19 protein-coding genes and 1 riboswitch are annotated in these 17,084 nt (G+C 72.4%); of the genes, 12 read left to right on the top strand and 7 right to left on the bottom strand.

Annotation, left to right across the window (positions count from 1 at the left end):
- The first annotated feature begins 73 nt into the window (after window positions 1-73).
- The 6 genes from clsA (at window position 74) to D0D15_RS17295 (ending at window position 4,106) form a co-directional block, all read left to right on the top strand.
- On the top strand, window positions 74-685 hold the full coding sequence (gene clsA, locus D0D15_RS17320) for a cardiolipin synthase ClsA (protein ID WP_094005299.1): 612 nt from the start codon (window positions 74-76) through the stop codon (window positions 683-685).
- A 58-nt stretch (window positions 686-743) separates the two neighbouring features.
- The gene (gene gcvH / locus D0D15_RS17315) at window positions 744-1,127 is read left to right on the top strand and encodes a glycine cleavage system protein GcvH (protein WP_094005300.1); all 384 of its coding nucleotides are present in this window, start codon (window positions 744-746) and stop codon (window positions 1,125-1,127) included.
- Between the two features lie 104 nt (window positions 1,128-1,231).
- A complete protein-coding gene (garA, locus tag D0D15_RS17310; protein WP_017988089.1) occupies window positions 1,232-1,696 on the top strand; it encodes a glycogen accumulation regulator GarA in 465 nt (154 codons plus the stop codon).
- A complete protein-coding gene (gene ftsR, locus D0D15_RS17305) occupies window positions 1,693-2,442 on the top strand; it encodes a transcriptional regulator FtsR (RefSeq protein ID WP_162830597.1) in 750 nt (249 codons plus the stop codon). Before garA ends, ftsR begins: the two co-directional genes overlap by 4 nt.
- A gap of 247 nt (window positions 2,443-2,689) precedes the next feature.
- On the top strand, window positions 2,690-3,163 hold the full coding sequence (locus D0D15_RS17300) for a bifunctional nuclease family protein (RefSeq protein WP_017988091.1): 474 nt from the start codon (window positions 2,690-2,692) through the stop codon (window positions 3,161-3,163).
- A gap of 376 nt (window positions 3,164-3,539) precedes the next feature.
- On the top strand, window positions 3,540-4,106 hold the full coding sequence (locus D0D15_RS17295) for a MerR family transcriptional regulator (RefSeq protein ID WP_094005301.1): 567 nt from the start codon (window positions 3,540-3,542) through the stop codon (window positions 4,104-4,106).
- Between the two features lie 42 nt (window positions 4,107-4,148).
- A riboswitch (glycine riboswitch) is annotated at window positions 4,149-4,249 on the top strand.
- 160 nt (window positions 4,250-4,409) lie between these two features.
- On the opposite strand, the gene D0D15_RS17290 is transcribed toward D0D15_RS17295, so the two are convergent.
- The gene (locus tag D0D15_RS17290; protein ID WP_094005302.1) at window positions 4,410-4,772 is read right to left on the bottom strand and encodes a nuclear transport factor 2 family protein; all 363 of its coding nucleotides are present in this window, start codon (window positions 4,770-4,772) and stop codon (window positions 4,410-4,412) included.
- Between the two features lie 124 nt (window positions 4,773-4,896).
- Here D0D15_RS17290 and D0D15_RS17285 point away from each other — a divergent pair, with 124 nt between their 5' ends.
- A complete protein-coding gene (locus tag D0D15_RS17285) occupies window positions 4,897-5,661 on the top strand; it encodes a helix-turn-helix transcriptional regulator (RefSeq protein ID WP_094005469.1) in 765 nt (254 codons plus the stop codon).
- An 88-nt stretch (window positions 5,662-5,749) separates the two neighbouring features.
- On the opposite strand, the gene D0D15_RS36595 is transcribed toward D0D15_RS17285, so the two are convergent.
- The 5 genes from D0D15_RS36595 to D0D15_RS17260 all read right to left on the bottom strand — a co-directional run bounded on the left by D0D15_RS36595 (window position 5,750) and on the right by D0D15_RS17260 (window position 11,071).
- The gene (locus D0D15_RS36595) at window positions 5,750-6,814 is read right to left on the bottom strand and encodes a substrate-binding domain-containing protein (RefSeq protein ID WP_198958209.1); all 1,065 of its coding nucleotides are present in this window, start codon (window positions 6,812-6,814) and stop codon (window positions 5,750-5,752) included.
- Window positions 6,815-7,051: 237 nt separating this feature from the next.
- Complete coding sequence (locus D0D15_RS17275) at window positions 7,052-7,912, bottom strand: 3-methyladenine DNA glycosylase (protein WP_115944566.1); 861 nt, start codon at window positions 7,910-7,912, stop codon at window positions 7,052-7,054.
- Window positions 7,912-8,955 (bottom strand): hemolysin family protein, encoded by a 1,044-nt coding sequence (locus tag D0D15_RS17270; RefSeq protein ID WP_094005304.1) that lies wholly within the window; start codon window positions 8,953-8,955, stop codon window positions 7,912-7,914. Before D0D15_RS17270 ends, D0D15_RS17275 begins: the two co-directional genes overlap by 1 nt.
- The gene (locus tag D0D15_RS17265) at window positions 8,952-10,286 is read right to left on the bottom strand and encodes a hemolysin family protein (protein WP_094005305.1); all 1,335 of its coding nucleotides are present in this window, start codon (window positions 10,284-10,286) and stop codon (window positions 8,952-8,954) included. Before D0D15_RS17265 ends, D0D15_RS17270 begins: the two co-directional genes overlap by 4 nt.
- A gap of 191 nt (window positions 10,287-10,477) precedes the next feature.
- Window positions 10,478-11,071: a TetR/AcrR family transcriptional regulator gene (locus tag D0D15_RS17260; RefSeq protein ID WP_094005306.1), complete on the bottom strand. Its 594-nt coding sequence runs from the start codon at window positions 11,069-11,071 to the stop codon at window positions 10,478-10,480.
- Window positions 11,072-11,237: 166 nt separating this feature from the next.
- Here D0D15_RS17260 and D0D15_RS17255 point away from each other — a divergent pair, with 166 nt between their 5' ends.
- The 4 genes from D0D15_RS17255 to egtD are packed head-to-tail and all read left to right on the top strand — an operon-like array spanning window position 11,238 to window position 15,583.
- The gene (locus D0D15_RS17255; RefSeq protein ID WP_094005307.1) at window positions 11,238-12,491 is read left to right on the top strand and encodes a glutamate-cysteine ligase family protein; all 1,254 of its coding nucleotides are present in this window, start codon (window positions 11,238-11,240) and stop codon (window positions 12,489-12,491) included.
- Window positions 12,488-13,849: an ergothioneine biosynthesis protein EgtB gene (gene egtB, locus D0D15_RS17250; protein ID WP_198958210.1), complete on the top strand. Its 1,362-nt coding sequence runs from the start codon at window positions 12,488-12,490 to the stop codon at window positions 13,847-13,849. Before D0D15_RS17255 ends, egtB begins: the two co-directional genes overlap by 4 nt.
- Before the next feature lies 1 nt (window position 13,850).
- On the top strand, window positions 13,851-14,609 hold the full coding sequence (gene egtC / locus D0D15_RS17245; RefSeq protein WP_094005308.1) for an ergothioneine biosynthesis protein EgtC: 759 nt from the start codon (window positions 13,851-13,853) through the stop codon (window positions 14,607-14,609).
- The gene (gene egtD, locus D0D15_RS17240; RefSeq protein ID WP_094005309.1) at window positions 14,609-15,583 is read left to right on the top strand and encodes an L-histidine N(alpha)-methyltransferase; all 975 of its coding nucleotides are present in this window, start codon (window positions 14,609-14,611) and stop codon (window positions 15,581-15,583) included. Before egtC ends, egtD begins: the two co-directional genes overlap by 1 nt.
- A gap of 439 nt (window positions 15,584-16,022) precedes the next feature.
- On the opposite strand, the gene D0D15_RS37040 is transcribed toward egtD, so the two are convergent.
- On the bottom strand, window positions 16,023-16,385 hold the full coding sequence (locus D0D15_RS37040) for a transposase (protein ID WP_233157243.1): 363 nt from the start codon (window positions 16,383-16,385) through the stop codon (window positions 16,023-16,025).
- A gap of 184 nt (window positions 16,386-16,569) precedes the next feature.
- Between D0D15_RS37040 and D0D15_RS17230 the strand changes: the two genes are divergently transcribed.
- Window positions 16,570-17,040: a nitroreductase family deazaflavin-dependent oxidoreductase gene (locus D0D15_RS17230; RefSeq protein ID WP_094005310.1), complete on the top strand. Its 471-nt coding sequence runs from the start codon at window positions 16,570-16,572 to the stop codon at window positions 17,038-17,040.
- Window positions 17,041-17,084: the final 44 nt, after the last annotated feature.

Here is a 17,084-nt window from a genome sequence, read left to right as displayed (position 1 = left end):
ACCATCACCCCCGCGGTGCCCGCCTGGCCCGAAGGGGTGAACCCGCCCCCGCACCACCGATTAGGCTCATCCCGTGATCGAACCGCGCACCGAGACGGCCGAGCCCAGCCTGTTGCGGCAGGCGTGGACCGTGCCGAACCTGCTGTCCCTGCTGCGGCTGGCGGGCGTCCCGGTGTTCCTGTGGCTCCTGCTCGGCCCGAAGGCCGACGGCTGGGCCCTCGCGCTGCTGGTGTTCAGCGGCCTGTCCGACTGGCTGGACGGCAAGCTCGCGCGCTGGCTGGACCAGACGAGCCGCCTCGGGCAGTTGCTCGATCCGGCCGCCGACCGGCTCTACATCGTCGCCACGCTGGTCGCCTTCCTGGTCCGCGGCATCGTGCCCTGGTGGCTCGTCGCGGTGCTCGTCGGGCGCGAGCTGCTCGTCGGTGTGGCCCTGCTGGTCCTGCGCCGCCACGACTACGCCCCGCCCGAGGTCACCTACATCGGCAAGGCCGCGACCTTCGTGCTGATGTACGCCTTCCCGTTCCTGCTGCTCACGCAGGGCGCTTCGACCGCGGCCGCGATCGCCCGGCCCATCGCCTACTCCTTTACCGCGTGGGGCACCGTGCTGTACGTGTGGTCCGGCGTGCTGTACCTGCTGCAGACCTTCTGGGCGGTCCGGCGTGCCAGGGCGGGCGCGCGGATGTAAGACTGCGCGCGAGCATCGCGACGCCTCGCGCGAGCCGGGGCAGGAAAGGGGACGTGGAGTGTCCGCGCCAGAAGAGTTGCGCTACACCGAGGAGCACGAGTGGGTGGCCACCCGTGCCGACGACGTGGTCCGCGTGGGGATCACCGAGTACGCGCAGGACCAGCTGGGTGACGTGGTGTTCGTCGACCTGCCCGAGGCCGGCAAGTCGGTCACCGCGGGCGAGCCGTTCGGCGAGGTCGAGTCGACCAAGAGCGTGTCCGAGCTGTTCGCCCCGGTCGACGGCGAGGTCGTCGCCGTCAACGACGCGGTCGCCGACTCGCCCGAGCTGATCAACAGCGACCCCTACGGCGAGGGCTGGCTCGTCGAGATCAAGGTGAGCGACGCCGACGCCGTGGCGGGACTGCTCGACGCCGACGCCTACAACCGGCTGACCGCAGGCTAGGACCGCGTTTTGGGGGGAGCCGCGGGGGCCGAATCGATCAGGCACGGTACGTTGGCAGCCACAGGTTTTCAGCCAGCGACACATCAGTGGTGAGGAGAGCTCAGGTGAGCACCAACGACGGGCCCGGCGTTCCCCCGGAGCAGTCTCCGGAGCGGACCTCGGTCTTCCGGGCCGACTTCCTGGCGGACGTGGAGGGTCAGGAGGCGCCGACGCCGGAGCCTTCGGTCGCCGGTGTCGACGCGCTGCCGGCCGGTACGGCGTTGCTGGTGGTCAAGCGGGGCCCGAACGCGGGTTCGCGCTTCCTGCTCGACCGGGACACCACGAGCGCCGGGCGCCACCCGGACAGCGACATCTTCCTCGACGACGTCACGGTGTCCCGCCGCCACGCGGAGTTCCGCCGCGAGGGCGGGGAGTTCGTCGTCATCGACGTGGGCAGCCTCAACGGCACCTACGTCAACCGCGAGCCGGTCGACCAGGCGGTGCTCGCGGGCGGTGACGAGGTGCAGATCGGCAAGTTCCGCCTGGTCTTCCTGACCGGCCCGGGGCACGGGGGCCAGGGGGCGCGGTGACGGCTGCCGGGCGGCCACAGCGTGATGGACTGAGCATCGGGGCGGTACTGGCGCAGCTGCGCCCGGACTTCCCCGATGTCACCATCTCCAAGATCCGGTTCCTCGAGTCCGAGGGACTGGTCCGCCCGGGCCGGACCGCGTCCGGATACCGGCAGTTCTCCGCGGCGGACGTCGAACGGCTGCGGTTCGTGCTGGCCGCGCAGCGGGACCACTACCTGCCGCTCAAGGTCATCAAGGAACAGCTCGACGCGGCCGACCGCGGCCTGACCGACGGCCAGCCCCTCGGGAAACTGCCCCGCAAGCTGGTCCCGCTCCCGGCGACCCCGGGCGCGGGGGACGGCCTGCCCCGGCCCGACGACTTCGCGCCGGGCCGCGACGTCCGCCTGACCCGGGAGGACCTGCTCGCCGAGGCCGGCGTCGACGGCGCGCTGCTCGCCGAGCTGGAGCAGTACGGGCTGATCCGCCCCGGCGCCGCCGGGTTCTACGACCCGGACGCGGTGCTGGTGGCCCGCACGGTCCGCGCCATGACCGAGTTCGGCATCGAACCGCGGCACCTGCGCGCCTTCCGCTCGTCGGCCGACCGCGAGGTCGGGCTGCTCGAGCAGATCGTGCGGCCGGTGGCCCGGCACCGGGACGCGGACGCCAAGGCGCGCGCGGACGAACTGGCGCGCCAGCTCGCCGCGCTGTCCGTGACCTTGCACACGCTGCTGGTCAAAGCGGGCATCCGGGACGTGACGGACGGATGAGCGCGACCGGCCGGTCTGGATCTCCGCTGGTCGCGGCTCGCGACGGTAATGACATGGTTTCGGGGCTCCGCAGCGGGCCGCCGATGCCGTACCGTTGGTGATGGATTTGCCGGAACGGTCCATGCGACTGCCACACGGTTCCCGAAAGCGAGCACGGCGTCGGGATGGCGGGTAGCGTCGGAGATGTCGATGCGGGGCCCTCGGACCAGCGCTGCGGCCCGCGCACACGAGAGGGAGGCGAAGCCCGATGAGCGAAATGCGCGTCGTCGGCGTGCGGGTGGAGTTGCCCGCGAACCAGCCGATCTTGTTGCTGCGGGAGGCGCAGGGTGAGCGGTACCTCCCGATCTGGATCGGGTCCGTGGAAGCCACCGCGATCGCGCTCGAGCAGCAGGGCGTCCGCCCCGCCCGCCCGCTGACCCACGACCTCCTCAAGGAGGTCATCGGCGCGCTGGGCCGCGAGCTCGAGCAGGTCGTGATCACCGACCTGCGCGAAGGCACGTTCTTCGCCGAACTGGTCTTCGACGGCAACGTCCGGGTGTCCGCGCGGCCGAGCGACTCGGTGGCGCTGGCCCTGCGCGTCGGGGTGCCGATCCACGCGGTGGACGCGGTGCTCGACGAGGCCGGGCTCATCATCCCGGACGAGCAGGAGGACGAAGTCGAGAAGTTCCGCGAATTTCTCGAATCCGTCTCGCCGGAGGACTTCCGCGGCGCGGACACCTGACCGCCCGCCCTCCGGCGGCGCCGAAGGGGTCTTCCCGGCTCGAGCACCGGCCGGGAGGGCCCCTTCGGCGCGTTCCGGGGCCGCGCACGGTGCCGGCGGCGGAAAATTACCCGTCCGGGTAACCGTGGTCGGGGCGTCTTGACCGGTCAACTCTCGAGACACCGTCGAGGCGGGCCGCGCGTCGCGTTGACCAGGGGCGCCCCCACGCATACCGTCGATGGCGGTAAATCGCTTCGGTGTGATTCGGCCGCGGCGCGGTCACTGGGGCACAGCGCGGTCACGAGCGCGGAGGCGGTTTACCACTGCCGCGGGTCCTGTCCAGGACCCCGGGTGCTTGTTTCGACCGGCCGCACCGGCCGGGCGAGGGGAGGCATGCGTGGTCGACGAAAGGCCGGTTCAGGTCGTGCCCGGGGAGCAGGGTGAGCTCTTCCCGGACTCGTCCCTGCCTGACGAGCTGGTCGGATACCGGGGTCCCGCGGCCTGTCAGATCGCCGGCATCACCTACCGGCAGCTGGACTACTGGGCGCGCACCGGGCTGGTCGCGCCGAGCATCCGCACCGCCCACGGTTCGGGCTCGCAGCGGCTGTACTCGTTCAAGGACATCCTCGCCCTCAAGATCGTCAAGCGTTTACTCGACACGGGCGTCTCGCTGCAGAACATCCGCGTGGCCGTCGAGCACCTGCGCAAACGCGGGGCGCGTGACCTGGCGAAGGTCACGCTGGTCTCCGACGGCACCACGGTCTACGAGTGCACCTCGCCGGAGGAGATCGTGGATCTGCTCCAGGGCGGCCAGGGCGTGTTCGGGATCGCGGTGAAGGTGCCGATGCAGGAGATCAGCGGCACGATCCACGACTTCCCGGCCGAGCGCGCCGACGGTGGCGAGGTCGAATCGGTCGTACCCGACGAACTCACCCAGCGCCGCAACGCTCGCCGGACCGGGTGATCGTCCGGCCGAACCGGGGAGTAGGGTACTGATCGCGGTCGCCGAAGCCGCGCGGGAGAGACCGGGCCACCACCAGCGCGCCCGGCGCCGAAGGAGCAAATCCTCCCCGGAACCTCTCAGGCACCCTGGACCGCGCGGACGAGACGCCTCTGGAAAGCGGGCTGACGGGCACAACTCCGTCCGGCCCCGCCGAAGGTGCAAACCCGGCTCAACTCTCGGGTGAACCTCTCAGGCGCCCTGACGGGGCACGACAGAGTGGGGAGGGCCCGGAACTGGGGGTTCCGGGCCGGCCGGCGGCTTTCGTCAGCTGGGCACCTTGTCCAGGAATCCCAGCACCTGGCTGATGCGGCCGTTGTCGATCACCACCACGTCGAAGCCGATGACGAGCGGCTCCGCGGCACCGGGCGCGCCCAGGTGCCAGGTGAACCGCGCCTGGTCGTGGTGGCCGTCCACGGCGCCGCCGAGGCTGAAGGTCAGCCCGGCGAACTGCGCCTGCGCTCCGGCGACGAACCCGTCGATCCCGTCCGTGCCGCGCACCGCGCCCAGCGGGTCGGTGTAGGTGGCGTCCGGGGTGAACAGGTCCTCCACCAGCGCCCGGCGCTTGTCGGCGTCGGTCTCGTTCCACACGTCGATGTAGCGGTGGGCGAGGGTGGTGTAGTCGGACATTCGATCCTCCTGATGTGGTCGGTGTGACCTGATCACGATCTCCCGGAACGCGCGGCGCGTCGATTACGCCGGAGGTAATGGCGGCCGTGCCCCCGAACCCCGTAACTTCGCACGGGTGACGACCATGCAGCGCCCCGTGGGCGAGCAGTTGCGGAACTGGCGGGAACGCCGACGGCTGAGCCAGCTCGACCTCGCCCTGTCCGCCGAGATCTCCACGCGCCACCTGAGTTTCCTGGAAAACGGCCGGTCCCAGCCCAGCCGCGACATGGTGCTGCGCCTGGGGGAGCGGCTGGAGGTGCCGCTGCGGGAACGCAACCGGCTGCTGCTGGCCGCCGGCTACGCCCCGGTGTTCCCGGAGACCCCGCTGCCCGACGTGGGCGCGGCGCTCGACGCCGTCCGGCACCTGCTCGCCGGGCACGAGCCGTACCCGGCGGTGGTCGTGGACCGCAACTGGGACCTCGTCGAGAGCAACAGCGGCATCGCGTTGCTGACCGATCTCGCCGACCCGGCCCTGCTGGAGCCGCCGGCCAACGTCCTGCGGATCGCGCTGCACCCCCGTGGCCTGGCGCCGCACGTGATCAACCTGGGGCAGTGGCGGGCCGAGCTGCTGGGACGGCTGCGGCGCCAGGTGGAGATCACCGGGGACCCCGATCTGGCCGGCCTGCTGACCGAGGTGAGCGGGTACCCGTGCGACGATCCGGTGGACGAGGCGCCGGCCGGGTCGGTGTTCGTGCCGGTGCGGCTGCGCCGCGGGGACGCCGAGCTGACCCTGCTGTCGGTGGTCGCGACCTTCGGCACCGCGCTGGACGTCACGCTGGCCGAGCTGGTGATCGAGTCGTTCTACCCGGCGGACGCGGCCACCCGCGAGGTGCTCACCCGGTCAGCGTGACCACCGGCGGCGAGCGGCCCGGGCCGGTGCGGGGCGCCGGATCTGCCCGGTGCGGTGGTGGCCCGGAGGGCGGAGCCGGTCCGGGTCCTCAGGCGCCGGGGGTGAGCACCCGGTCGAAGTCGGCCTTCTGCGCGGGTTCCTGCAGGTAGTTGCGGAACACCTGGGAGGCGCGCTGCTGGACCTCGTCCACGGCGTCGGCGGTGAGCACCGCGCACGGGTAGTCGGCGGTGGGGGTGGTCGCCAGCGGTTCGGCCGGGGAGGTCAGTAGGGCGGGCCGGGCGGCGGTCAGCTGGGTGATCGTCGCCGTGGTTTCCGGGATCCACACGGCGGGCTGGCCGCCGATCGAGTCGAGGTTGCCGCGGCCGGTCAGGGCGAGCAGGACGCGCTGGTCGTCGATGGCCTGCACCCGGACGTGGACGCAGTGCGCGCGCACGACGGTCCTCGCCTGGTTCCACCGCTCGGCGGCGGCAGTCACCGCGGGCGCCACGGACGGGGCGGCGACCACGCTGAGGGTGGAGTCGCCCTCGGCGCAGGCGCTGGCCTGGGCCTCGGCGCGGCTGTTGAGGATGCTGTCGGCCCAGCCCCAGCCGAGGAGCCCCAGGACGAGCAGCACGACGAAGCTCGCGGCGACGATCGGCCACTTCGCGATGCCGCGCTTGGTCTCGCCGAGCACGCGGTGCGAGCCGGTCGCCTCCCCGGGCGGCGCGACGCGGTGCGAGCCGGTCGATTCGCCCGGCGAGGCCCGCCGGCGGCCGAGCTGGGGACGCCCATCCACCGCGAGGACCTGCCGGGTGCCGGCGCTCCGGCCCGCGCGGCCACGCCGAGAGCCCGACGCCTCACCCACCGCACGCTGGCTGCCAGTGGCCTCAGCGGCACCCGCGCGGCGGCTGCCGGTGGTTTCGGAGGCGCCCACCGCGGCGCGGCGGCTGCCGGTGGTGTCGGCCGTGATCGCCCGGCGGCTGCCGGTGGTCTCGCCGGGGGTGGTGCGATAGCCGGAGTCGAGGGCGCGGCGGCTGCCTGTCGCCTCACTGGGGGTGGTGCGGTAGCCGGAGTCGAGGGCGCGGCGGCTGCCTGTCGCCTCACTGGGGGTGGTGCGGTAGCCGGAGTCGAGGGCGCGGCGGCTGCCCGTCGTCTCACCAGGAGCGTCCGGCACGCGCCGGTATCCGCTCGCCGGGCCGGGATCCACTGGGAAGGCCCCCACGACCTCGCCCGGCCGCGGCGCCGCGGTCCGAGTCTCAGGACGGCCGTGAGCGGGGTCGTCGCCCCTGCTGTGTCGCCCCATACGTGCTCTTCCTCAACTCTCCGTGTGCTCCGACAAACGATGTTCACCCTAACAGGGGTTCGCCGTTAGCGAAACGTGATGAACCCAAGAAAATCGCAGGACTGAGCGTTACCGCTCTGCTGCGAGCAGCGTCCGGCAGTGCTCGATCAGCCGAGTGCGCAGCGGCTCCGCCCGGGCCGCGAACGCCGCCTGGGCACGCGCGTACTCCGCGCGCCCCCGGGCGGTCTCGATCCGCACGGGGGAGTAGCCGAGCCCGGACAAATCGTACGGGCTGGCCCGCATGTCCAGCTCCCGGATCTCCACCGCCAGCTCGAAGCAGTCCGCGACCAGCTCGGACGGCACGAACGGGTCGAGCTTGAACGCCGCCCGGTACAGGTCCATGTTGGCGTGCAGGCACCCCGGCTGCTCCAGCTCCACCTGCCGCTCCCGCGACGGCTCCAGCGCGTTGCGCGGCCGCGCCGGCGGGGTGAAGAACCGGAACGCGTCGTAGTGTCCACAACGGAGCTCCAGCGACTCCACCACGGTGTCGGTGCCCGCCGGCCAGAGCCGCAGCGGCAGCTGGTTGTGCCGCACCTGCCCGGGCGGCTGCCGGTACACCATCGCCCACTCGTGCAACCCGAAACAGCTCAGCCGCGGCGCGCGGGACGCGGTGGCCTCCAGCAGCACGAGCAGCGCCCGCACCGTCGCCACCCGCTTGGCCGGCAACTCGCCGACCACCACGCCCCCCTCGGCCTCCCGGAAACCCGGCCGCTCCAGGAACTCGCGGGCGCCCGCGAGCACCACACCCGGCCCCGGGCTCCACCGCTCCAGGTGCGCGGGGCGGTGCGGGTAGTACTGGAACAGGAAGTCGTGCACCGGGTGCTTCTCGCCCCGCGACCGGCGCTCCTGGTAGGGCACGGTCCAGCGGCGGACCCGCGCGACGTGCTCGCGTTCCCGGGCCCGCCACTCGTCCTCGGTCAGCACCCGCATCACGCCGTCACGTGCGTCCCGTCGCGCACCGTGCCCACGTACTCCTCGACCAGGTCCTCCAGCGCGACGACACCGATGATCGTGCCGTCGGCGTCCCGCGCGCGGGCCAGGTGGCTGCCCTCGCGCCGCATCGCGGACAGCGCCTCGTCCAGGCGGGCGTGCACCGGCAGATCGGTCAGCGGCCGCGTCCTGTCCGCCGGGACCGTGCTCCCCGCGGGCTCGCCGATCTGGTCGAGCACGTCCTTGACGTGCAGGTACCCGATCAGCTCACCGCCGGCCGACCGCAGCGGGTAGCGCGAGAAGCCGGTCGAGGACACCGCCGCCTCCACCTCGCCCACCGTCGGCGCGCTCGGCAGGGTGGTCAGCTCCGCGGTGGGCACCAAGACGTCGGCCACGGTCTTCTCCACCGACGACAGCGTCTGGCTCAGCCGCTCGTGCTCGGACTGCTCCAGCAGGCCCTCCCGGCGCGACTCGGACAGCAGCTCGGCCAGCTCGTCGGAGGTGTAGGCGGTCTCCAGCTCGTCCTTGGGCTCGACGCGGACCACCCGCAGCAGCGCGTTGGCCATGGCGTTGAGCAGCCAGACGAACGGGTTGGTGAGCTTGACCCAGCCCACGTGGATCGGCACCAGCCACAGCGCCAGCCGCTCCGGTTCGGCGATCGCGAGGTTCTTCGGCACCATCTCGCCGATCAGCACGTGCAGGACCGTGATGAAGGCCAGCGCGATCGCGAACGACACCGCGTGCAGCACCACGTCCGGCAGGCCGATCAGCTCGAACAGCCCCTCGAGCTGGTGTGCCACCGCCGGTTCGCCGAGGCGGCCCAGCAGCAGGGAGCAGATCGTGATGCCCAGCTGGGCGCCGGCGAGCATCTGCGACACGTGCCTGCTCGCGTTGATCACGATCCGGGCCCGGGTCTTGCCCTGCTCGAGCAGGGCCTCCAGGCGGTCGCGGCGCGAGGAGATCAGGGTGAACTCCGCGCCCACGAAGAACGCGTTGAGCAGCAGCAGGACGACGATCAGGAAGATGGCGAGCCCGTCGTTCACCGCGCCACCTCCGGCCGCGCCCCGGCCAGCGGCCGCAGGCTCACCTCGGCGATCCGCAGCCGGTCCATCGCGGACACGGTCAGCCGCCAGCCGTCGACCTCGGTGGAGTCACCCGGCTCGGGGATGCGGCCGAGCCGCTCCAGCATCAGGCCCGCGATCGTTTCGTAGTCGCCGTCGGGCATCCGGAACCCGGTGATCTCGGTGACCTCGTCGGCGCGCAGCTGCCCGGACACCAGCCAGGTGTCGGTGCCGACGCGCTGCGAGGACGGCGCCTCGCCGGTGTCGTGCTCGTCGCGGACGTCGCCGATGATCTCCTCGACCACGTCCTCCAGCGTCACCAGGCCGGCCGTGCCGCCGTACTCGTCGACGACCATGGCCAGCTGGAAGCGCGAGTCCCGCAGGCGGGACAGCAGCGCGTCACCCGGCAGCGACTCCGGCACGGTGGGCACCGGGCGCATCACCGAGCCGATCCGCACGGTGCCGCGCTCGGCGGCGGGCACCGCGAAGGCCTGCTTCACGTGCACCGCGCCCTGCACGTCGTCCAGGTCCTCGGTGTAGACCGGGAACCGCGAGAACCCGGTGCGCCGGGACAGCTCGACGAGGTCGTTGATCGTCTCGCCGACGGTCAGCGACTGGACCTGCACGCGCGGGGTCATCAGCTCCTCGGCGGTGCGGTCGCCGAAGCGCAGCGACTTGTCCAGCAGCTGCGCGGTCGAGGTGTCGAGCGTGCCGCTTTCCGCGCTGGTGCGCACGATCGAGCCGAGCTCCTGCGGCGAGCGCGCCGAGCGCAGCTCCTCCTGCGGCTCGATGCCGAACTTGCGCACGACCCAGTTGGCGCTGTTGTTCATCAGCGTGATCAGCCAGCGGAACAGCGCCGAGAACCGGGAGTGGTAGCCCATCACGGCCCGCGCGGTCTCCAGCGGCTTGGCCACGGCGAGGTTCTTCGGCGCCATCTCGCCCAGCACCATCGACAGGATCGTCGCCAGCAGCAGCGCGATGACCAGGGACGTGCCCGCGGCGAGGCCGTCGGACAGCCCGGCGCCGGTGAGCAGCGGGCGGACCAGGTTGCCGATCAGGGGCTCCGCGACGTACCCGGTGACCAGGGTGGTCAGCGTGATCGCCACCTGCGCGCCGGAGAGCTGGAACGACAGCGTCGAATGCGCCTTGCGGACCGTGTGGGCCCGTTTGTCACCGACCTGGCGGACGTGCGCCTCGACGGTGCTGCGCTCGAGGGCGGTGAGGGAGAACTCGGCGGCCACCGCGAGACCGGTGCCGACGGTGAGCAACACGAAGAAAACGACTCCGAGAACGGAGAGGAGCACTTCCATCATCGGCCATCACGGTCCTGAACCGGGCCGGGGAGGTGCTCGGGAACGCCGGGTTCGCCACCCGGCTTCGTACTGTCACCAGGTGACTGCGCGTCGCGCACGAAAGAAGTCACTCCTTGGGAGTTGGCTGAAAGTGTGCCGCCATGATACCCGCCCGCGCGTGCGCACGAGTGGTATCGGCGCTGGTGAGCGTGTCAGGACTCGGCGGCGGCCCGCGCCCGGTGCCGTCGCACGCTCTCCTCGACCAGGTCGAGCACCGGCCCGAGGTCGTCGGCGGGCAGGCCCATCGCCAGGTGCGAGACCAGGCCCTCCAGGACCAGCTCCAGGTACGCGGTGAGCACGTCCACGTCCACGTCGTCGCGGAGGTTGCCGGCCTGGCGCTGCCACTGCAGGCGCTGCCGGGTCGCGGCGGTCAGCTGCTGCGAGCGCTCGGCCCAGCGGCCGCGGAACTCCGGGTCGGTGCGCAGCCGCCGGGAGACCTCCAGGCGGGTGCCCAGCCAGTCGGCGGGGTGGTCGCTGCCCTCGGCGAGCAGGTCGCGCATCACCTGCACCAGGCCCTGCTGGGCCACGACGTCGGCCATCCGGGCGGCGTCCTCCTCCGCGAGGGCGAGGAAGAGTGACTCCTTGTCACGGAAGTGGTGGAAGATCGCGCCCCGGGACAGCCCGGTCGCTTCCTCCAGCCTGCGTACCGTGGCACCCTCGTAGCCGTACCGGGCGAAACAGACACGGGAACCGTCGAGGATCTGGCGCCTGCGCGCTTCGAGGTGGTCCTGGCTCACCCGGGGCATGGCTAGATCCTGACACCGGGTGCCCGGCTTTCGCAAACCGTACGTACTTACTGCAATTCTTCCGAACCTCCCGCGCCGTGGCCGGTACGGTCCGTTCGACGCCTGAAATTGTCGGTGCCCGCGTGTAGCTTCCGAAGACGAGTGCTCCGCAGAGATTGGACACGACATGACAACGGCTCGGCCCGTTTCTCCCGCCCCGGGCGGGGCGGTGGCGGCGAAGGTGGTTTCCGACCGCGCCGAGGGTGAGGCGTACGTGGCGTCCGTGTGCTTCAAGCACGGCCCACCGCGCCTGCTCGGCGTGGAGCTGGAGTACACCGTGCACTACGCCGGCGACCCCCGAAGACCACTCGACCCTGATGACCTCGCCCGTGCGCTCGGCCCGCACGCCCCGCGCACCCTCAGTCCCGACAGCCCGGCCCGCCCGTTGCCGGCCGGCTCCCCGCTGACTCTCGAACCCGGCGGCCAGGTGGAGATCTCCGCCCTGCCCCAGGCCTCGCTCCGCGAGCTCGCCGCGGCGGTCACCGCCGATCTGGAACACCTCACCGGACTCCTCGCCCGCCACGGGTTCGTCCTGCGCGACGACGGCATCGACGCCCACCGCGCACCGGCCCGGCTGCTCGACACCCCCCGCTACGCCGCGATGGAACGCCGGTTCGCCCCGATGGGCCCCGGCGGGGTCACGATGATGTGCAGCACCGCCGGCCTGCAGGTCTGCGTCGACGCCGGGGAAGCCGACACGTTCCCGGCCCGCTGGGCGGCGATCCACGCGCTCGGGCCGCCGCTGCTGGCCCTGTTCGCCAACTCGCGGCGGCACGCGGGCCGCGACACCGGCGCGGCCTCGGCCCGCTGGCTCGCGGTGATGAACACCGAACCGTGCCGGACCGCGGCCGCCGCGTGCGGCCCGGACCCGGTGGACAGCTGGTCCCGCCGCGTCCTGGACACGCCGCTGCTGGTGGTGCGCCGGGGCGGGGAGCCGTGGGACGCGCCGGAGGACCTGAGCTTCGCCGGCTGGGCCACCGGCCGCGGCGCCGGGCGGGTCCTGCGGCGGCCGACGCTGGCCGACCTCGACTACCACCTGTCCACGATGTTCACCCCGGTGCGGCCCCACGGTTACCTGGAGGTCCGCTACCTCGACGCCCAGCCGCGGCACCGTTGGCTGCACCCGGTCGCCTTGCTGACCGCCCTGCTCGACCGGCCGTCCACTGTGGACCGCGTGCGCGAGGTGTGCGCGCCCGTCGAAGGGGAGTGGGAAAGGGCCGCGCGCGCCGGGATGGCCGACCCGCGGATCGCGGCGGTGGCCCGCGAGGTCGCCGACCTCGGGTGCGCCGAGCTGGCCCGCACCGATCTGACCGAGGAGACCGTCGACCGGATCAGCGAAGGCGTGCAGCGGCTCGCGCACGCCGGGGAGGGGACGAAATGACCGAGGTGTCGCCGCTGACCGAGGCGCCGAACCCGGTGCGGGACCTGCCCGCCGAGGCCCTGCGGTCCCGCGCGGCCGCGGCGCTGGAGCGGGCCCGCGCCCGCAGCACCGCGCTCACTGGCGCGGTGGACGACGACGACCTCGTCCGCCAGCACTCGAAGCTGATGTCGCCGCTGGTCTGGGACCTCGCGCACATCGGCAGCCAGGAGGAGTTGTGGCTGGTGCGGGACGTGGGCGGCCGGGAGCCGCTGCGGCCCGACATCGACGACCTCTACGACGCCTTCCAGCACCCGCGCGCCACCCGGCCGTCGTTGCCGCTGCTGGGCCCGGCGGAGGCGCGCGCGTATGTCGCCGAGGTGCGGGCCAAGGCGTTCGACGTCCTGGAGCGCGCCCCGATGACCGGCCGCCCGCTCACCGAGGCCGGGTTCGCCTTCGGCATGATCACCCAGCACGAACAGCAGCACGACGAGACCATGCTGGCCACCCACCAGCTGCGCCGGGGCGATCCGGTGCTGCACGCGCCCGAGCCGCCGCCCGCCCGGTCCGGGCCGCTGCCCGGGGAGGTCCTGGTCCCGGCCGGCCCGTTCGTGATGGGCACCTCGCTCGAGCCGTGGGCGCTGGACAACGAGCGCCCCGCGCACGAGGTCCACGTGGACGCGTTCTACCTGGACACGGTGCCGGTGACCAACGGCGCGTACGTGGAGTTCCTCGAGGCGGGCGGCTACGAGCAGCGCGAGTGGTGGAGCGCGGCGGGCTGGGAGTACCGCACCGCGCACGACATCACCGCGCCGCGGTTCTGGCGGCGCGAACCGGACGGCTGGTGGCGCGTCCGGTTCGGGGTGCACGAACCGGTGCCGGCCGATCAGCCGGTGGTGCACGTGTCGTTCCACGAGGCCGAGGCGTACGCGAAGTGGGCCGGCAAACGGTTGCCGACCGAGGCGGAGTGGGAGAAGGCCGCCCGGTTCGACCCGGCGACCGGGGAGTCCCGGCGGTACCCGTGGGGCAACGACGATCCCACGCCCGAGCACGCGAACCTGGGCCAGCGGCACCTGTCCCCGGCCCCGGCGGGCGCCTACCCGAAGGGTGCCTCGGCGTTCGGCGTGCACCAGCTGATCGGCGACGTGTGGGAGTGGACGAGCACCGACTTCGCCGGCTATCCGGGCTTCCGCGCGTTCCCCTATCGGGAGTATTCGGAGGTGTTCTTCGGGCCGGAGTACAAGGTGCTGCGCGGCGGTTCGTTCGGCACCGACGCGGCGGCCGTGCGCGGCACGTTCCGCAACTGGGACTACCCGATCCGGCGGCAGATCTTCTCCGGGTTCCGATGCGCGCGGGACGTCCCGCCGGGCGAGCGGGCCTGAGATGTGCCGTCACGTGGGTTACCTGGGCCCGCCCCGCTCGCCGGTGGACGCGGTGTTCGACGCGCCGTACTCGCTGCTGCGCCAGACCTACGCGCCGCGGGACATGCGCGGCGGTGGTGTGGTGAACGCCGACGGGTTCGGGCTGGGCTGGTACGACGACGGGCCGGAGCCGGTGCGGTACCGGCGACCGGTTCCCCTGTGGAGCGACCACGACCTGCCGCGGCTGGCGCGATCGGTCCACAGTGGCGCGTTCGTCGCCGCGGTGCGCAACGGCACCACCGGCATGCCGTCCGGGGAGGGCGCGTGCGCGCCCTTCACCGGGGGCCGGTGGCTGTTCAGCCACAACGGGATGGTGCGCGGCTGGCCGGACAGCCTCGCCGTGCTCGCCGGGAAGCTGCCCGTCACCGACCTGATGACGCTGGAGGCGCCCACCGACTCGGCGGTGCTGTGGGCGCTGCTGCGCGAGCGGCTCGCGGCGGGGGAGGACCCCGCCGGGGCGGTCGCCGACCTGATCGCGCAGGTCGAGCGGGCCGCGCCGGGGTCGCGGCTGAACTTCCTGCTCACCGACGGCACCGTGCTGGTCGGCACGGCCTGGACCCACGCCCTGTCGGTGCGGGTCGAGGGCGAGTCGGTCCTGTTCGCGTCCGAACCGCTCGACGACGCGCCCGGCTGGTCGGAGGTGCCGGACCGGCACCTGGTCCGCGCCGAGCACGGCGCCGTCGAAGTCATCCCCCTCAACGCCGATCGGAGTGTTCCCTGATGACCGAGTCCGAACTGGACATCCACCGCAGCGCCACCGACATCGCCGAGGCGCTGCGCGCGGACGTGCGGGAGGGGCTGTCGGCCGAGCAGAAGTGGCTGCCGTCCAAGTGGTTCTACGACGCGACGGGAAGCCGGCTGTTCGAGGACATCACCGCGCTGCCCGAGTACTACCCGACGCGGTCCGAACGGGAGGTGCTGGCGCGGGAGGCCGGGGCGATCGCGCGGATCACCGGCGCGCACACGCTGGTCGAACTCGGTTCCGGGTCGAGCGAGAAGACCCGGCTGCTGCTGGACGGGTTGCGCGATCACGGCAGCCTGCGCACGTTCGTGCCGCTGGACGTGTCGGAGTCGGCGCTGGCCGAGGCGGTGGAGGCGATCCAGGCCGGCTACCCGGGGCTGGACGTGCGCGGGGTGGTCGGCGACTTCACCGAGCACCTGGGCCTGCTGCCCGGTGAGCCGCCGCGGCTGGTGGCGTTCCTCGGTGGCACGATCGGCAACTTCCTGCCGGCCGACCGCGGCAAGTTCCTGCGCTCGGTGCGGGACGTGCTCGCCGGTGGTGAGTGGTTCCTGCTGGGCACCGACCTGGTCAAGGACGCGGAGACGCTGGTGCGCGCCTACGACGACGCGGCCGGGGTGACGGCGGAGTTCAACCGCAACGTGCTGCGGGTGGTCAACGAGGTGCTGGGCGCGGACTTCGACCCGGACTCCTTCGAGCACGTGGCCCACTGGGACGCCGGGAACGAGTGGATCGAGATGCGGCTGCGCGCCCCGGAGGCGGTGCGCGTGTCGATCCCGGGCGCGGGCATGGAGGTGTCGTTCGAGGCCGGGGAGTACATCCGGACGGAGATCTCGGCGAAGTTCCGTCGCGAAGGAGTGACCACCGAACTGGCCGACGCGGGCTTCGAGGTGGCGCACTGGTGGACCGACGCCCAGGGGCGGTTCGGGGTGTCCCTGGCGCGCGCGGTGAGCTAGTGCGTGTTTTGTCAGCGGGGCAGCCCCGCGTTGATCGAGGCGATCATCGGTACCGCCTCGAAAACGCGCGGCGAGCTTGTCGTAGCGGGTGGCCACTGCCCGGTTGCGTTTGAGCCGGTTGATGCAGCACCGCGTGCCGCTGCTTGGAGACCTCTGGATCGAACGCTGGTGGCCGGCCCCCCACACGGCTACAACGCCGCAGGTAGCCGCGGTCAGCGCGGGAGCTGCAGGCCCCTTGTCGGTCGGCACCCGATCCGGCCGGGTCCGTGCTCGACCACCGGCGATACGGGCCACCCGAACACCCTCCGACACCACCTGAAACTGAGGGCTGTCGGCTCGTTGTCCGGCGGTCACCAGCAACGGCAACGGCTTCTGGCCCTGCTCGGTAGCCAGATGAGTCTTCGTCGTGAACCCGCCCCGGGAGCGGCCGAGCCCGTGTTCAGCAGGTTCGGCGGCGATCCCGCCGGGCGGTTCGACCTGCGGATCCCCTTGGCCGTGCGGCAGCCGCATGCTGGGGCGCCCGGCTGGCCGTGGAATCCACACTCACAGCCCAGGTGATCAGCCCGGCGGCTTCCGCGCGAGCCTGCACGCCGGGGAGGATCCGCTTCCCCGTGCCGTCACGTCGCCAGCGTCGGAACAACCCGCACCCCGTCTGCCACGGCCCATCGACCTGGGGGATGTCTCGCCAGGGTGCCCCGACCCGGATCCGCCAGCGGATCCCGTTGATCAGCGACCGTTCGGTCCACTTCGCGAGCGGCCAGGCTTTCTGCCGATGCGCAGCAGTGGTTCCAGTGCCGTCCAATGCCGTCGGTCAGGCCCGCTCGCCCCGTCACAACCCGACGCAATCGTCATCGCCATCACACCAGCTCCCAGCTTTGAAACACGCGCTAGCCGCGGTGCCGGGCCGGCGCCGAGGCGCGGTGGTGACCGGCACCCCAATGCGGGGTGATCGGTGGCGGGAGCGGGCGGGTGGTCCAATAGGGGTCGTGAAGAACCCGCTCCCGCTCCTGGCCCGCAGGCTGGGCACCCGGCCGTGGCTGATGCGGCTCGCGAAGGTCATCATCTGGGCCGACAAGCGGCTGCACGGCCTGTTCGGCGGGCGGGTCAGCCTGGTCGGCATCGCGGGCCTGCCGTCGCTGCGGCTGACCACCCTGGGGCGCAAGAGCGGACTGCCCCGCAGCACGAACCTGCTGTACTTCCCGCACGAGGACGGCTTCGTGCTGGTCGGCTCCAACTGGGGCCGTCCCCGCGATCCCGGCTGGACCTACAACCTGCGCGAGCACGCCGAGGCCACGGTCGCCATCCGCGGACGCGAGATCCCGGTGACGGCGAAGCCCGTCAAGGGCGAGGACTACGACCGCATGTGGCAGCGCTTGCTCGACTTCTGGCCCGGCTACGAGATGGAGCGCCTCGCCGCCGGCCGGGAGCTGCCGATCTTCCTGCTCACGCGCCGCTAGCTGGAGGGATCATGGGGAGTCAGGACCGGCAACGCCCTGGCCTG

This window comes from Amycolatopsis thermalba (assembly GCF_003385215.1).
Lineage (GTDB): Bacteria > Actinomycetota > Actinomycetes > Mycobacteriales > Pseudonocardiaceae > Amycolatopsis_E > Amycolatopsis_E thermalba.
This window is presented reverse-complemented; position numbering and strand designations above follow the sequence as displayed.

Bases quoted from the DNA above. Each gene is read 5' to 3' on its own strand.
- egtD (WP_094005309.1), top strand. From the start codon at position 14,609: ATGACCGAGTCCGAACTGGACATCCACCGCAGCGCCACCGACATCGCC.
- egtC (WP_094005308.1), top strand. From the start codon at position 13,851: ATGTGCCGTCACGTGGGTTACCTGGGCCCGCCCCGCTCGCCGGTGGAC.
- D0D15_RS17290 (WP_094005302.1), bottom strand. From the start codon at position 4,772: ATGTCCGACTACACCACCCTCGCCCACCGCTACATCGACGTGTGGAAC.
- D0D15_RS17260 (WP_094005306.1), bottom strand. From the start codon at position 11,071: ATGCCCCGGGTGAGCCAGGACCACCTCGAAGCGCGCAGGCGCCAGATC.
- D0D15_RS17265 (WP_094005305.1), bottom strand. From the start codon at position 10,286: ATGATGGAAGTGCTCCTCTCCGTTCTCGGAGTCGTTTTCTTCGTGTTG.
- D0D15_RS17255 (WP_094005307.1), top strand. From the start codon at position 11,238: ATGACAACGGCTCGGCCCGTTTCTCCCGCCCCGGGCGGGGCGGTGGCG.
- D0D15_RS17285 (WP_094005469.1), top strand. From the start codon at position 4,897: ATGCAGCGCCCCGTGGGCGAGCAGTTGCGGAACTGGCGGGAACGCCGA.
- D0D15_RS17275 (WP_115944566.1), bottom strand. From the start codon at position 7,912: ATGCGGGTGCTGACCGAGGACGAGTGGCGGGCCCGGGAACGCGAGCAC.
- egtB (WP_198958210.1), top strand. From the start codon at position 12,488: ATGACCGAGGTGTCGCCGCTGACCGAGGCGCCGAACCCGGTGCGGGAC.
- D0D15_RS17300 (WP_017988091.1), top strand. From the start codon at position 2,690: ATGAGCGAAATGCGCGTCGTCGGCGTGCGGGTGGAGTTGCCCGCGAAC.